This window comes from Brucella anthropi (assembly GCF_046630315.1).
GTDB lineage: Bacteria > Pseudomonadota > Alphaproteobacteria > Rhizobiales > Rhizobiaceae > Brucella > Brucella anthropi_A.
The window spans coordinates 138,817-153,466 of the sequence record NZ_LQBD01000039.1 but is presented as its reverse complement, the minus strand read 5'-3'; the positions used below and the strand labels follow the sequence as shown (position 1 = coordinate 153,466).

Below are 14,650 nucleotides of genomic sequence, written 5' to 3'. Positions count from 1 at the left end.
CGAAAGCCGGTTGGACAGCGTTATTTGCGCAACAATTCATTCCGGTTTGGAATGAACCAGCGACGAATAGTCGGTATTCCCGACCTGCCCGGCGATCCACTGGCAGAACACCTGCGTCAGCGGATTTTCCAGTTTTCCTTCCGGCACGACGAGATAATATTCATTCTCGGTGCGCATCGGCTTTTCGAAAAGCAGCACCAAATCACCGCTCAGCAATTCCTGCTCGATCAGATAAAGCGGCAACAGCGCAAACCCCATACCCGCCAATGCCGCACCGATCACCATCGAGAACTGGTCGAAGCGATGGCCGCGATAGGCCGACTGGCCCTCGACACCGCAACTTTCAAACCATTGCGCCCACATTTTGGGTCGCGTCGCAAGATGCAGCAGGGGCTCGTTTTCCAGCTCTTCCGGCGCGGACGGATGACGCGCCTTCAACAGGCTGGGGCTGGCAACGGGAACGATCACCTCGCTGCACAAAAACGTGCAGGTGGCATGGGCCCAGACCGGCTGTCCGTAATGGATCGCCAGATCGAAAGGCTGTTCCTCGAAGTCGAAGACGCCGGAACGCGATGCGACGTTGAGCGCGATACCCGGATGTTTCTCGATGAAATCAGGAATGCGCGGCATCAGCCAGCGGGTGCCGAAGGTTGGCAGTGTGGCAATGCTGAATGATGAGGTAGACTGCGCCGAGGCCATGGCGCGCAGCATCGTGTCCTCGGTCTGGTTCAGAAGGCGCCGCACTTCCGGCAGGAATTTCCGTCCGGCGTCGGACAGAAGGATGCGCTGGCGGATGCGCTCGAACAGCAATACGCCAAGCTGGCTTTCCAGGTCCTTGATCTGGCGGCTCACCGCGCTCTGGGTGAGATTGAGCTCATGTGCGGCCTGGGTGAAACTTCCGTGGCGGGCGGCACATTCGAAGGCCTGCAGCGTGGCGATGTCCGGGATCAGTCTCCTGCTCAGCTTCATTCCATTCTCGCATTAACATAGTTGCTTTCGTCGCGATCATAACCGCAAAACCGCTGATATGATACATTTTCATCATCATCCATGCATGTTCCTCCCAAACCAGACATGCATCACCCGAAGATGCCCCATTCGACGGAAATTTTCGCAATGCAAGACCAGAAATTCGTTTCGCCGGATGCCATTCGCTCCGCTTTTTCGGCAGCCATGTCGGCCATGTACAGGGAAGAAGTGCCTGCCTATGGCACCCTCATGGAACTCGTCGCCGACGTGAACGCCAAAGTGCTGGCAAATGACAGCCATCTGCACGAACGCCTGACTGAAACAGACGCGCTCGAGCGTATTTCCGAAGAACGCCACGGCGCGATCCGTCTCGGCACCGCCGCCGAGCTTTCCATGATGCGCCGCGTCTTCGCGGTCATGGGCATGTTCCCGGTCGGCTATTACGATCTGAGCGCCGCCGGTGTTCCGGTTCATTCCACCGCCTTCCGCCCGATCGATGACGCGGCCCTGAAACACAATCCGTTCCGTGTTTTCACCTCGCTGCTGCGTCTCGACCTCATTGCCGATGAAAAGCTGCGCGCTGAAGCGGAAGAAGTCCTGGCGAAACGCAGTATCTTCACGGCAGGCGCCGTTGCTCTTGTGGAGAAGGCGGAAGCGGAGGGCGGCCTCAACGAGAAAGACGCAAAAGCCTTTGTTGCCGAAGTGCTGGAAACCTTCCGCTGGCATGACCGGGCCAATGTCAGCGCCGGGCTTTATCATCGCCTGCATGATACCCACCGCCTGATCGCTGATGTCGTTTCCTTCAAGGGGCCGCATATCAACCATCTGACACCGCGCACACTCGACATCGACGCCGTGCAGGAACAGATGCCGCAACGCGGCATCAACCCGAAGGCCGTGGTCGAAGGCCCGCCCACCCGCAATTGCCCGATCCTTCTGCGCCAGACCTCGTTCAAGGCGCTGGAAGAGGAAGTCTCCTTCATCGGCAGCAATGGCGAATGGACGCCCGGCTCGCACACTGCCCGTTTCGGCGAGATCGAGCAGCGCGGCGTGGCGCTGACGCCAAAGGGCCGCGCGCTTTACGACAAGTTCCTGAACGACACCCGCGCCATCGCGCGTCCCGCACCGGACGGCTCCAATGCGGGCGACTATGTGAAGGCTCTGGGCGACAGTTTCGCCGCCTTTCCCGACACTTGGGCAGGCATCCGCGAAGAAGGCCTCGGCTACTTCGCCTATTCGGTCAAGGACGCGGCAAAGCTTGAAGCTTTCAAGCCGGGCACCGATATCGAGGTTCTGGTCGAAGCCGGTGCGGTGCAGTTCGACGCGATCACCTATGAGGACTTCCTGCCGGTCAGCGCTGCCGGTATATTCCAGTCCAATCTGGGCGACGACGAAACACAGGAATTTGTCGAAAGCCCCAACCAGAAACGTTTCGAGGATGATCTGGGCGCGAAAGTGCTCAATGAATTCGAGCACTATGCCCGCATCGAACGCGAATCCATCGAAGCCGTACAAGCGGGCCTGAAGGGCCTCGAAGCGGCAGAATAAACGCATGACGCCGAAAAGTTACGGACTTTTCGAACCGGATTATGCGCAAACAACCCATACAGAGAGGAAAGCCATGAACACCGCTGTCAGAAAAATCGACGTGAAGAAGGAAGCCGCCGATCTGCTTTCCAAACTCGGCGTCGATGCATCCGCCTATACGGGCGGCGATCTTGCCGGTTTCAGCCCCGTTTCCGGTGAGCAGATTGCTGCGGTCAAGACCCACAGCAAGGAAGATGCGGCCCGGATCATCGACAAGGCCGATGAAGCCTTCCGCGCATGGCGCAACGTCCCGGCGCCGAAGCGTGGTGAACTGATCCGCCTGCTTGGCGAAGAACTGCGCGCTTCCAAGGAAGATCTCGGCCGTCTCGTCTCGCTCGAAGCGGGCAAGATCCCGTCGGAAGGTCTGGGCGAAGTGCAGGAAATGATCGACATCTGCGATTTCGCGGTCGGCCTGTCGCGCCAGCTTTACGGCCTCACCATCGCCACCGAACGCGCCGGCCATCGCATGATGGAAACCTGGCATCCGCTGGGCGTTGTCGGCGTTATCTCCGCCTTCAACTTCCCCGTCGCCGTCTGGTCGTGGAACGCGGCGCTCGCAATCGTCTGCGGCAACGCGGTTGTCTGGAAGCCGTCTGAAAAGACGCTCCTCACCGCCCTTGCCTGCGATGCGATCTTCAAGCGCGCGCTGAAGCGTTTCGGCGATGCGCCGGAAGGCATTTCGCTGCTCCTGCTCGGCGACCGTGAAATCGGTGAAGTCCTCGTCGACAGCCCGAAGGTGCCCGTTGTTTCCGCAACCGGCTCGACCCGCATGGGCCGCGAAGTCGGTCCGCGCCTTGCCAGGCGTTTTGCGCGCGCGATCCTCGAACTCGGCGGCAACAATGCCGGCATCGTCTGCCCGTCGGCCGATCTCGACATGGCGCTGCGCGCCATCGCTTTCGGCGCCATGGGCACCGCCGGCCAGCGCTGCACCACGCTGCGTCGCCTTTTCGTGCACGAAAGCGTCTATGACGCGCTCGTCCCGCGTCTCCAGAAGGCCTATGCCAGCGTTTCGGTCGGCTCGCCGCTTGAAACCAGCGCTCTGGTCGGCCCGCTGATCGACAGGCAGGCTTTCGACAATATGCAGAAGGCGCTGAAGGAAGCAGCCGCCCATGGCGGCAAGGTGCAGGGCGGCGAACGCGTCGATACCGGCCATGAAAACGCTTACTATGTGCGCCCGGCCATTGTCGAAATGCCGAAACAGCAAGGCCCGGTTCTCGAAGAAACCTTCGCACCGATCCTTTATGTGATGAAATATTCCGACTTTGACGATGTTCTGGCGCAGCACAATGCGGTTGGCGCCGGCCTGTCGTCCTCGATCTTCACGCTGAACTTGCAGGAAGCGGAACGTTTCCTCTCGGCGGAAGGGTCGGATTGCGGCATCGCCAATGTCAACATCGGCACTTCGGGCGCTGAGATCGGCGGCGCATTCGGCGGCGAAAAGGAAACCGGCGGCGGCCGTGAATCGGGTTCGGATGCGTGGAAGGCCTATATGCGCCGCGCAACCAACACCATCAACTACTCGAAGGCGCTGCCGCTGGCACAGGGCGTTTCCTTCGATATCGACTGATCGATCTCATTATAGATCAAAAGAAAACCCCGCTTCGGTGGGGTTTTTTTATGAGTCGCAACGTATTGACCGGTTGAGATTGTTGCAGTGACGCGGCGAAAATGGTGCTTTCTCGAGAACCGGAGCGGAGTGTACTTTAAGGTACATGAGCACCGGAAGCGCAGAGAAGCGCCATTTGCAGACCGTCAGTGCGTCAATATCGACCGGTCAATCAGCCCATGCGTTCGGAGGCGAAGGATCCGGGGCTAGCCGGGAACACGACGGTACGATTGCCGTTGAGGAAAGAGCGGTGATGGATATGCGCATGGACTGCGCGCGCCAGAACCTGCGCTTCGACATCGCGCCCGATCGACACATAATCCGCAGCACTCTGCGCATGGGTGATGCGCGCCACATCCTGCTCGATGATCGGGCCTTCATCAAGATCAGCGGTCACATAATGCGCCGTGGCGCCGATCAGTTTCACGCCGCGCTCATAGGCCTGCTTGTAAGGGTTTGCCCCCTTGAAGGACGGCAGGAAGGAGTGATGGATGTTGATGATCTTGCCCGACATTTTCTGGCAGAGCTGATCGGACAGAACCTGCATGTAACGCGCAAGCACCACCAGCTCGGTGCCGGTATCTTCCACTATATCCATGAGGCGCTGCTCGGCTTCCGGCTTGTTGGCCTTGGTGACGGCGATATGGTGGAAGGGAATGTCGTGATTGACGACGACCTTCTGATAATCGAAATGGTTCGACACCACGCCGACAATATCGATCGGCAGGGCGCCGATCTTCCAGCGATAAAGCAGGTCGTTCAGGCAATGGCCGAAACGCGAGACCATCAGCAGCGTCTTGGTGCGGTGGGCATTGTCATGGAATTCGAAATTCATCTCGAACGGCGCTGCCACCGGCGCAAAGCCGTCACGCAGAACATCGAGCGCCACACCGTCCTCGGAGATGAAGCTGACGCGCATGAAGAAGCGTCCGGTATCCAGATCGTCGAACTGGGCGCTATCGATGATGTTGCAACCCTTGCCCGCAAGATAACCCGAAATCGCGGCAACGATACCACGGGTGGACTTGCAGGTGACGGTCAGGACAAAATTATGCATCGGACTTCCTCAAATTTTCGAAGGCGCAAGCCAGGCACGCGCCTTGAAACTAGTTCACGATGCGGCCCCCGCCATGCCAGAATGCGTAATGCACTGACCGGATTGCGCTATCAAGCGACTTTGAAAGAAAGATTGTCCAATTTCGCGTTGCCCCCCGGAAAGGGGGGCAGCAGGTTCAAAGATGCGGATTGCGATCGCGATAACGCTCCACCAGCGAACGGTTGACATCGCCTGAGCCCGGCATGTTGGCGCTCAGATAAATCGGCGCATCGCCCTCGCCCACCAGCCTTGCCGCCACATCGGCGAAAATCGCATTGAGGATCGTGACGCCAAGGGCGGTGGAAACCGGCCCCACCTTCAAGGCGCTGCCTTCCACATCCAGCACCGCATCGCCCGCAGGTGCGTCATTGTCCAGCACAATATCAGCCAGGGAAAGCAACTGCGTGCGTCCCTTGGCGATTGCATTGGAATAGGCAACGGATGTCAGGGCGATGACCGCCGCCCCCTTTTCCCGCGCATAGCGCGCCGCTTCAATCGGCGCGGCATTGACGCCGGAATTGGACACAACGATCAGCACATCGCCCTCGCCAATCCCGTATCGGTCGAGGATCGGCAGCACGGCCCCCTCGATCCGCTCGAAATGCGAGCTTGCGACGGCCCCGTCCTGCAGCATGATCGACCCGCAAAGGATCGGCACCGTGATCGCCAGTCCGCCCGCGCGATAATGAAGTTCCTCGGCCATCATATGCGAATGGCCGGTGCCGAACACATAGACCCGGCGACCCGCCCTGGCCGCCGTCGCAATGCATGCGGCAGCCTTGGCCATGGGCTCGGCAAGACGGTCGCGCAGACCGTTGAGCCGCGCAATGACGTCATCGAAATAACGGTTGGTAATATCGGTCATCGGCCTTATCCCGCGCTCTGCTTTTCACCCGAAAGCCACGTGGCTTTCGCAAACAGGCCATCGTCAAGGTGCACGGCATCCATGCGCATGCCGGTGCGCAACGCACCGCGATCGTCGAGACGCAGATAACGCGCCGGATAATGGCTCGCCATGCGCAACGCCTCGGCCAGCGTCAGTTCCAGTTCGGCCACGCCGAAACGCACCGCCGATGCCATGTCGAGATCGGAACCGGCAATGGTGCCATCCGCCAGAACGAGTTTCGAACAGATGCCGCCCGACACACGACGAACCGCCCGGCCATTGATCTCGAAGCTTTCCGCGTTGGAACCGACCAGCGCCATCGCATCCGTCACGAAGAACAGATGCGCATCGCCGCGCTTGGCCCGCTGGGCAAGCCGCAGCGCCATCGGATCGACATGATGGCCATCGGCAACGATGCCGCACCAGATGTCGGGATGGTCGAGCGCCGCGCCCGCAAGCCCCGGCGCACGGTGGCCGATCTGGCTCATCGCGTTGAAAAGATGGGTCACGCTGCGCGCACCGGCATCGAAGCGCTTGAACGCTTCCTCGGCGGTCGTGTCGCTGTGACCGATGCTGACGATCACACCGGCATCGCTCAGTCGGCGCACCTGATCCGGCGTCACCTGTTCGGCGGCAAGCGTCACCAGCAGGGTGCCGATCTGCTTCGCCGTATGGGTATAAAGTGCGATATCGGCATCATCGACCGGGCGCATCAGCTCCGCCAGATGCGCGCCTTTGCGTGCAGGCGCCAGATGCGGGCCTTCCAGGTGCAGGCCGGCGACGCCCTTGTCTGCCTTCACCGCTTCGATCGCCGCTTCGATGGCGCGGTCGCGCACCGGCATCGTATCGGTGATGAGGGTCGGCAACAGGCTGGTCGTGCCATATTTCCGGTGCCCGCCCGCAATCACGAACATGGTTTCGGGCGTCGGCTCATCGTTGAGCATGCGCCCGCCGCCGCCATTGACCTGCGCATCGATGAAGCCGGGCGCCAGGACGCCGCCGTTCAGGCGCTCGACATTATGGGCCTCGCCCAGCGAGGCTTCCGGCACGATGGCCTCAACCTTGCCATGGCTGAACACCAGCGCGCTCTGGTCGTGAAAGCGCTCGCCGTCAAAGATGCGTGCGCCTGCAATTGCCGATTTTTTTGTCATACCGTCACCGTGACCTTGTTGAGATTGCGCGGCTTGTCGGGGTCAAAGCCCTTGCGGCGCGTGACCGCTTCAATGACGCGGTAATAGTTGATGAGAGAAACCAGCGGGTCGAGATGCGCATTGCCCGTGCTTGCCGACGGCAGGCGGTAGCCCGGCGTCTGCGCATCGGACAGCGACACGATGCTCGCCCCGAATGAATGCAGCCGCTTCAGGGCCTGCATGTTGGTGTCGAAGGCTTCGTCTTGCGGCAGGAAGGAAATGATCGGGAACCCCTCTTCCACCAGACGCATCGGACCGTGCATGAGTTCGGCGAGCGAGAAAGCCTCGGCATGGATATTGGCGGTTTCCTTGGCTTTCAGAGCGGCCTCAAGCGCAATCGCAAAGGCCGTGCCGCGCCCGCCCGTATAAAGCGAGCGCGCATTGAAAAGAAGGCTTTCAACGGCTTCACGACCATCGGGCCGCGTTGCGGCAAGTGCCTCCGGCAGGCGCTGCAGCCCCGCTTGCAGGCTTGCATCGCCACTGGCAGAAGCGACCACGCCCGACAGCGCCGCGACGGCGGCAATGAACGATTTGGTTGCGGCAACGCTTTTTTCTTCACCGGCATTGAGCGCCAGCACCACATCGGCGGCATTGCCCAGCGGGCTGTCGACAACGTTCACAACGGCGATTGTCGTTGCACCGCCTTTTTTGGCGGCTGCCTGCGCCGCGACAATGTCCGGGCTGGCGCCGGATTGCGACACGGTGAAGTGCAGTCCATCCTTCAGCTTCAGCCTGGAACCATAGACCGAGGCCACCGAAGGCCCGATGGAGGCCACCGGAATGCCCATCGTGATTTCCATCAGATATTTGAAGAAAGTCGCCGCGTGATCGGATGAGCCGCGCGCGGCGGTCGTGATGACGGCAGGTTCGCTTTTCTGGAAGATACGCGCGATTTCCGAGAATGTGCCTGCCTCCTTCTCAAGCAGACCGGCAACGACGGCAGGTGACTGTTCTGTTTCCTGCAACATCAGGGAGGAAGGGCTGTTCATAGTCATTCTCCAATTTTCAGTTCGGCGACGAAGTCATAGGCATCCGCGCGATAATGCGAACGGGTATATTCGACGATCCGGTCATCCTCGAGATGCGAGACACGTTCGATCAGAAGTGCGGGCGCGCCCCGGTGCACGCCAAGCAGCCGCGCCGTGCCGGGATCGAGCGTCACCGCCGTCAGGCGCTGCAAGGCGCGAACCGGCTTGTGGCCGCGCCGCGCCAACGCGCCGTAAAGCGAGGTTTCGTCCACGCGGTCCTGATCCAGATAATGGCGCGGCACCACGGCGCGCTCAAAGGCCATCGGCACGCCATCGGCAAGCCGCAAACGGTCGAGCCGCACAATCGTCGTATCCACGCCGACCCCAAGGCGGAAAGCCTCGTCCGGCGACGGCTTGTCGATCCTGTTCGTGACAACGCGCGCGCCGGGCTCCTTGCCGCGCGACAGCATATCCTCGGAAAAGGACGTCAGGCGCCACAGATGCTGGCTGATGCGGGCCGGGCGTTCCGCGACAAAGGTGCCGCTGCCGCGCCGCGCCTCCACCGCGCCCTGCGTCAGGAGTTCCTTATAGGCATTGCGAACCGTGATCCGGCCTATGCCCAGCTGTTCCGCCAGATCGCGCTCCGGCGGCAGCCCCACGGCGGGCGCAAGCCGCCCTTCCTCAATCAGTTCACCGAGAATGCGCGCAAGGTTCCGGTAAAGCGGCCCTGTGAGCTGCGGGTCATGCAGACCGCGCTCTTCGATGGCCGTGATCAATGTGGTTCTATTCATGCTTTACATAATAGAACCTATATAGAACCAATAGCAAGTGACAATCTCATGAAAAAGGCCCGCTGATGGGCGGGCCTTTTTCGGTCAGTGCGGTTGCGCGGCAGGATGCGCCTCGGCTGGCGGCTCGTCGCCGCTGCGTTCCGGCTCCTTGATCCGGAACCAGGCGACATAAAGCGCCGGCAGGAACAGGAGCGTGATTGCCGTACCGGCGATGATGCCGCCCATCATGGCATAGGCCATCGGCCCCCAGAACACTTCGCGCGCAATGGGGATCAGCGCCAGGCTGGCCGCCGCAGCCGTCAGCGCGATGGGCCGCATCCGGTGCTGGCTAGCCTTCATCACGGCATCCCATGGATGCATACCCTCGGTGATATCCTCCTCGATCTGCACAATCAGGATGACCGAGTTGCGGATGAGAATGCCAACCAGCGCCAGCACGCCGAGGATCGCCACGAAACCGAGCGGCTTGCCGCTCGGCAACAGGGCCGCCACGACGCCGATCAGGCCGAGCGGCGCCACCGCCACCACAAGGAACAGGCGCTGGAAACTCTGAAGCTGGACCATCAGCACCGTCGCCATGACGAACAGCATCAGCGGAACGACGGCAGCGATCGGCCCCTGGCTCTTGCCGCTTTCCTCCACCGTGCCCGCCGTCTGGATATAATATCCCGATGGCAGCTTGTCGGCGAATGTCTTGATGGCAGGCGCCAGATCCTTGACGATCGTGTCCGGCATCGTCTTGTCGATGATGCCCGCGGCCACGGTGATCGTGGGGATACGCGAACGGCGATAGATGACCGGCTGTTCCAGTTCATACCGGAAATTGGCAATCGCCGCCAATGGCACCGATGTCCCGTTGCCGGTGGCGATCTGCAAGCTTTGCAGCGTATCGATGGAATCGCGTTCCTGTTTCTGCGCCCGCGCAATGACATCGATCAGATAGATCGAATCCCGCACCTGCGTGATCGTGATCCCGCCGACGATGCCGTTGAGGGTCGTTGCGATATCCTTGGAGGAGATGCCGAGCTTCCTCGCCTTGTCCTGCATGACATCGACACGGATGACGCGGCCCGGTTCGTTCCAGTTGTAGCTCACCACACCAAGGCGCTTGTCGGCGCTGAGGATACCCGCAAAATCCTGCGCGACGCCGCGCAGCTTCTGGATATCCGGTCCCGATATGCGATATTGCACCGGGCGTCCGACCGGGGGGCCAAGCTCCAGATATTTCACATAGACATCGGTGCCGACATAATCCTTGCGCAGCACTTCGTTGAATTTCTGCTTGAGCCTGTCGCGCGCTTCAAGGTCCTTCGCAACGACGACCATCTGCCCGAAATACGGATTTGCGGGCTGCACGTCGAAGGAGAGAATGAAGCGGATGGCGCCCTGCCCGATATAGGTGCTCCAATGGTCGATATCCGGATTGCCTTCCAGCATCGTCGCTTCGAATTTCTCCATCTGGGCCTTGGTGTCGGCGATGGAGCTGTTTTGCGGCAGCGTCCAGTCGAGCACCAGTTCCGGCCGGTCGGATTCCGGGAAGAACTGCCGTTCGATGAAGCCCATGCCGAACACGGAAGCAAGGAAAAGCGCAATGGTCGTGATGATCGTGATCCATTTGTGCCGCATGGATGCGAGCAGGACCTGCGAGAACATGTTGAAGAGGCGGCCGTGTTTTTCCTCATGCGCCTTCATCTTGTGGGGCAGGAAGGTGACGCCCAGCAGGGGCGCGAACAAAACCGCCACGATCCACGAAACAAGCAGCGAAACCGCAATCACCACGAAAAGCGTATAGGTGTATTCCCCCGCCTGGCTGTTGTTGAGCCCGATCGGGATAAAGCCGGCAATGGTGACGAGCGTGCCCGTCAGCATTGGAAAGGCCGTATGCGAATACACATAGGTCGCAGCCTTGTTGATGGGATCGCCCATCTCCAGCCGCGCCACCATCATTTCGACCGCGATCATCGCATCGTCGACCAGCAGCCCCAGCGCGATGATGAGCGCCCCCAGCGACACGCGCTGCAATGAAATATCCATCAGCGACATTGCCAGGAAGGTGATGGCCAGCACCAGCGGGATCGAAAGCGAAACCACAAAGCCCGCGCGCACGCCGAGGCTGACGAAGCTCACGGCCAGAACGATGATGACGGCTTCGAACAGCGCTTCGGTAAAGCCCGACACAGCTTCCGTGACGACCTGCGGCTGGTCGGCAACCTTGAAGACATTGACGCCGACCGGCAGTTCCGCCGTCACCTGGTTCATCATCTTGTCGAGCGCCGCGCCGAACTCGAGCAGATTGCCGTTCGGTTTCATGCCGATGCCAAGGCCGATGGCATCATGACCGTTCACCCGGAAAATGGATGTGGGCGGATCGACATAGCCGCGCGTGATCGTCGCGACATCGGACAGGCGGAAGAAGCGGTCATTGACGCGCAGATTGACGGCACGCAGGTCCGCTTCCGACGTGAACTGCCCGCTGACACGCACGCTGATGCGCTCCGGCCCGGCCTCCACCACGCCCGAAGGCGTAATCGCGTTCTGGTCCTGCAAGGCTTGCAGGATCGCCTGCTGGTCCAGCCCGAGCGCCGCGACCTGGCGCGTGGAGAATTCCAGATAGATCGCCTCGTCCTGCGCCCCGATCAGCTCGACCTTGCCCGCATTGGGCAATGTCAGGATTTTCGTGCGCGTGCTCTCGGCATAATCGCGCAACTGCCGCATGGAAAGACCATCCGACGTGAAGGCATAGACATTGCCGTAAACATCGCCGAACTGGTCGTTGAAATAGGGGCCGTAAACGCCCTGCGGCAGCGTATTCTGAATATCGTTCAGAAAATGGCGCACTTCCGTCCACGACTTTTTGACCTGTTCGGCCCGCGTCGTATCCTTCAGGAATACGAACACGACCGACTTGCCAGCCGTGGTTATGCTGCGCGTATAGTCGAGCGTATCCAGTTCCTCGAGCTTCTTTTCCAGCCGGTCTGTCACCTGGTTCAGCGTTTCCTCAACGGAAGCACCCGGCCAGTTGGCCTGCACGACCATTGTCTTGACGGTGAATTCCGGGTCTTCCTCGCGACCGAGATCGATATAGGAGATCAGGCCCGCCACCAGAAAGACGAGCATGAAATACCAGACCAGGGACCGGTGATTCAGAGCCCAGTCAGACAGATTGAATCCCTTTTTCACAGGCCCGTTCCTTTCGCGTCCAGGCGGACTTTCTGTCCTTCCTTCAACTCGTTCACACCGGCAATCGCCACATAACTGCCGATATCGACGCCCCCGGCGACAAAGCTTGCGCCGCGCCGTTCGATAACCTGCACGTCATGAAGGGAAACCGTCTGCTTGTGCGGGTCGATGACCCATATGCCGGTCTTGCCTTTATCCTCGCGAAGCGCCTCGATCGGCAATGTCACGAGATTCTGTTCAGCCGCGGCCATGGCGGCCCGGATCGTGGCCCCCAGACGAAAGCCTTCGGGCGGATTGTCGAGGGCGATGCGCACGCGCCGCGTGCGTGTCTGCGCGTCGGCCTGCGGCGCGACCTCGCGCACGGTTCCCTTCCCGGTGACGGCGGGGTCGGCCTGAAGCTGCACGTTGAAGGGCGTGCCCAGCTCGAAATATTGCGTCATGCTGTCGGGAATATCGAGGACGGCTTCGCGAATATCCGGGCGTGCGACCGTCATCACGGTCTGTCCGGCGGCAACCACCTGCCCGACTTCGGCATTCATTGCGGAAATAACCCCATCGTAATCCGGGCGCAGCACGGCATAGCTGCGCTGGTCCTGCGCCATTTTCAGGCCGGCCTGCGCCTTTTCAAGCCCCGCCTCGGCACTGTCGCGCGCCTGTTTGGCGGCATCGTAATCGGCCTGGGAGACATTGTTGCCCTTGAGCAGGATGCGCTGGCGCTCTTCGCTTGCCGAAGCATTGGCATATTGGGCTTCTGCGCTGGCCAGATCCGCCCTCGCGGACTGAACGGCAAGGTCCAGATTGGAAGGATCGAGCATCGCAACCATCTCGTCCTTCTTCACGAGATCGCCCACCTGCACGGGCCGGTTGACGATACGACCGAGGACACGGAAAGCCAGATCGGTGGAGTAGCGCGGCTCGATCGTACCTGCAAAGCCTGTCTGCGTGACGGGTTTGGGTTCGACCACCATGAAGAGGACCGGGCGAACGGGCTCGGCTTCGGCCTTGTTCTCCTCGCCTTTTCCGCAGGCAGCAAGCGCCAGCACGGCGGCGACAATGCCAAGCTTGGTCATGGCCCGGATGTTGGGAAACTGGATTGCCGTTTTCATTGTGCAACGAGCCCTTCCTGTTCCTGCACGACATCCGCCGGTTCGCCGGAACGCAACATCTGCGCGCCCTTCGTGACGATCAGCTCGCCTTCCTGCAAGCCGCCTTCCACGAGCAAGCGCCCCTTTTCATAGGCAAGGACCTTTATCGGAACGAGCGTCGCCACCCTGGAATCCTTCGAAAGCCGCCAGACCGCCGTGCGCCCGGCATCCGAGGTCATTGCGCTCCACGGCAGGACGACAACTTTCACGGCGTCCATATGAACCGTGCCCGTCACCGTGGCTCCAAGCGCCATTGCGGGCGGGGTTTGCGCTATCCCAACCTTGACCCGCACGGTGCCGGTCTGCGCATCGACCACCGGCGAAATTTCGCGGATCTTGCCTTCCGCGCTGACCGAAGGATCGGACAGCAAAGCAATCGTTACGCCCATTCCGATCTTGGCATGATTGACCAGCGTTTCCTGCACATCGAAAACCGCGTCCCGTGGCCCATCCTCGGCAATCGAGAATGCCGTCTGCGCGGCCTGCACGACCTGACCGGCCTCGACATTGCGCGCCGTGATCACGCCGGAAACCGGCGCCTGCAATTGCGTGTAGGACAGCTGGTCGCGGGCATCGTTGAGCTGGCTTTCGGCGCTGGCAAGGGCGCTTTGCGCCGTCTGCAGGTTCTGGTTCGCCTGGTCGTAGGTGCTGCGCGTCGTGAAGCCCTGCGCCAGAAGCGCCTTCTGCCGCTCGAAATTGGCCTTCGCCTGAACAAGCTGCGCCTCGGCCGCATCCTTGGAGGCTTGCGCCACACGCAGATTGGCCTGCTGTTCGACATCGTCGATGCGGGCGAGAGGCTGGCCTTTTTCCACGTGCTGGCCGATTTCGCCCATACGCTCGACAACCTGACCGTTCAGGCGGAACGATACATTGACGAGAGAGCGCGCCGCGATCGCCCCGGACAAGGTGAGTTTCGGCTGATAATCACTGATGACAGCCTTGACCGCAGCCACCGGCACGACATTGAGCTGGTCTGCGCGCGCCTGAAGCGGAATGCCAGGCGCAAGCAGCCCGAGGCAGACTAGGAGCATGGAGGGCGCCTTGAAAGGGAGAGCCTTTCGGGCCACACCATGCCCCCATCCAGCCCGTAAGCCGTAAAAGAATGATTTTACTGCCATTTACACGATTCTCGCTGATTTGGTTCCGTGGAGAATGCAACTAAAGCCATGCAGAGAAAAGCGGCGTTGTGAAAGATGATGAATCATAGTTATCGCTGTTGAAATCTTTTCAGG

The 14,650-nt window shown here is 60.6% G+C and carries 11 protein-coding genes; 2 read left to right on the top strand and 9 right to left on the bottom strand.

Annotated elements, in window-relative coordinates; translation table 11 throughout:
• Nucleotides 1–36 precede the first annotated feature (36 nt).
• The gene (locus tag AVM02_RS19235) at nt 37–969 is read right to left on the bottom strand and encodes a LysR family transcriptional regulator (RefSeq protein ID WP_411508504.1); all 933 of its coding nucleotides are present in this window, start codon (nt 967–969) and stop codon (nt 37–39) included.
• Nucleotides 970–1,116: 147 nt separating this feature from the next.
• Between AVM02_RS19235 and AVM02_RS19230 the strand changes: the two genes are divergently transcribed.
• On the top strand, nt 1,117–2,517 hold the full coding sequence (locus AVM02_RS19230; RefSeq protein WP_411508503.1) for a VOC family protein: 1,401 nt from the start codon (nt 1,117–1,119) through the stop codon (nt 2,515–2,517).
• A 73-nt stretch (nt 2,518–2,590) separates the two neighbouring features.
• On the top strand, nt 2,591–4,123 hold the full coding sequence (locus AVM02_RS19225; RefSeq protein WP_411508502.1) for an aldehyde dehydrogenase family protein: 1,533 nt from the start codon (nt 2,591–2,593) through the stop codon (nt 4,121–4,123).
• Nucleotides 4,124–4,334: 211 nt separating this feature from the next.
• On the opposite strand, the gene purU is transcribed toward AVM02_RS19225, so the two are convergent.
• The 8 genes from purU to AVM02_RS19185 form a co-directional block, all read right to left on the bottom strand.
• A complete protein-coding gene (gene purU / locus AVM02_RS19220; protein WP_411508501.1) occupies nt 4,335–5,219 on the bottom strand; it encodes a formyltetrahydrofolate deformylase in 885 nt (294 codons plus the stop codon).
• 175 nt (nt 5,220–5,394) lie between these two features.
• Nucleotides 5,395–6,123, bottom strand: a complete 729-nt coding sequence (locus AVM02_RS19215) for an SIS domain-containing protein (protein WP_411508500.1) — start codon at nt 6,121–6,123, stop codon at nt 5,395–5,397.
• Nucleotides 6,124–6,128: 5 nt separating this feature from the next.
• Nucleotides 6,129–7,295 (bottom strand): N-acetylglucosamine-6-phosphate deacetylase, encoded by a 1,167-nt coding sequence (nagA, locus tag AVM02_RS19210; protein ID WP_411508499.1) that lies wholly within the window; start codon nt 7,293–7,295, stop codon nt 6,129–6,131.
• On the bottom strand, nt 7,292–8,323 hold the full coding sequence (locus AVM02_RS19205; protein ID WP_411508498.1) for an SIS domain-containing protein: 1,032 nt from the start codon (nt 8,321–8,323) through the stop codon (nt 7,292–7,294). The genes nagA and AVM02_RS19205 overlap by 4 nt, the downstream gene beginning before the upstream one ends.
• A 2-nt stretch (nt 8,324–8,325) precedes the next feature.
• The gene (locus AVM02_RS19200) at nt 8,326–9,093 is read right to left on the bottom strand and encodes a GntR family transcriptional regulator (RefSeq protein ID WP_411508497.1); all 768 of its coding nucleotides are present in this window, start codon (nt 9,091–9,093) and stop codon (nt 8,326–8,328) included.
• An 84-nt stretch (nt 9,094–9,177) separates the two neighbouring features.
• Nucleotides 9,178–12,273 (bottom strand): efflux RND transporter permease subunit, encoded by a 3,096-nt coding sequence (locus tag AVM02_RS19195; RefSeq protein WP_411508496.1) that lies wholly within the window; start codon nt 12,271–12,273, stop codon nt 9,178–9,180.
• Nucleotides 12,270–13,343 carry an efflux RND transporter periplasmic adaptor subunit gene (locus AVM02_RS19190; protein WP_411508525.1) on the bottom strand — a complete coding sequence of 358 codons (1,074 nt, stop codon included), beginning with the start codon at nt 13,341–13,343 and terminating at the stop codon, nt 12,270–12,272. The genes AVM02_RS19195 and AVM02_RS19190 overlap by 4 nt, the downstream gene beginning before the upstream one ends.
• A gap of 32 nt (nt 13,344–13,375) precedes the next feature.
• Entirely contained in the window at nt 13,376–14,536 is a 1,161-nt protein-coding gene (locus tag AVM02_RS19185) for an efflux RND transporter periplasmic adaptor subunit (RefSeq protein ID WP_411508495.1), read from the bottom strand.
• Nucleotides 14,537–14,650: the final 114 nt, after the last annotated feature.

Bases quoted from the DNA above. Each gene is read 5' to 3' on its own strand.
- nagA (WP_411508499.1), bottom strand. From the start codon at position 7,295: ATGACAAAAAAATCGGCAATTGCAGGCGCACGCATCTTTGACGGCGAG.
- AVM02_RS19200 (WP_411508497.1), bottom strand. From the start codon at position 9,093: ATGAATAGAACCACATTGATCACGGCCATCGAAGAGCGCGGTCTGCAT.
- AVM02_RS19185 (WP_411508495.1), bottom strand. From the start codon at position 14,536: ATGGCAGTAAAATCATTCTTTTACGGCTTACGGGCTGGATGGGGGCAT.
- AVM02_RS19205 (WP_411508498.1), bottom strand. From the start codon at position 8,323: ATGAACAGCCCTTCCTCCCTGATGTTGCAGGAAACAGAACAGTCACCT.
- AVM02_RS19215 (WP_411508500.1), bottom strand. From the start codon at position 6,123: ATGACCGATATTACCAACCGTTATTTCGATGACGTCATTGCGCGGCTC.
- AVM02_RS19190 (WP_411508525.1), bottom strand. From the start codon at position 13,343: ATGACCAAGCTTGGCATTGTCGCCGCCGTGCTGGCGCTTGCTGCCTGC.
- AVM02_RS19230 (WP_411508503.1), top strand. From the start codon at position 1,117: ATGCAAGACCAGAAATTCGTTTCGCCGGATGCCATTCGCTCCGCTTTT.
- purU (WP_411508501.1), bottom strand. From the start codon at position 5,219: ATGCATAATTTTGTCCTGACCGTCACCTGCAAGTCCACCCGTGGTATC.
- AVM02_RS19235 (WP_411508504.1), bottom strand. From the start codon at position 969: ATGAAGCTGAGCAGGAGACTGATCCCGGACATCGCCACGCTGCAGGCC.
- AVM02_RS19225 (WP_411508502.1), top strand. From the start codon at position 2,591: ATGAACACCGCTGTCAGAAAAATCGACGTGAAGAAGGAAGCCGCCGAT.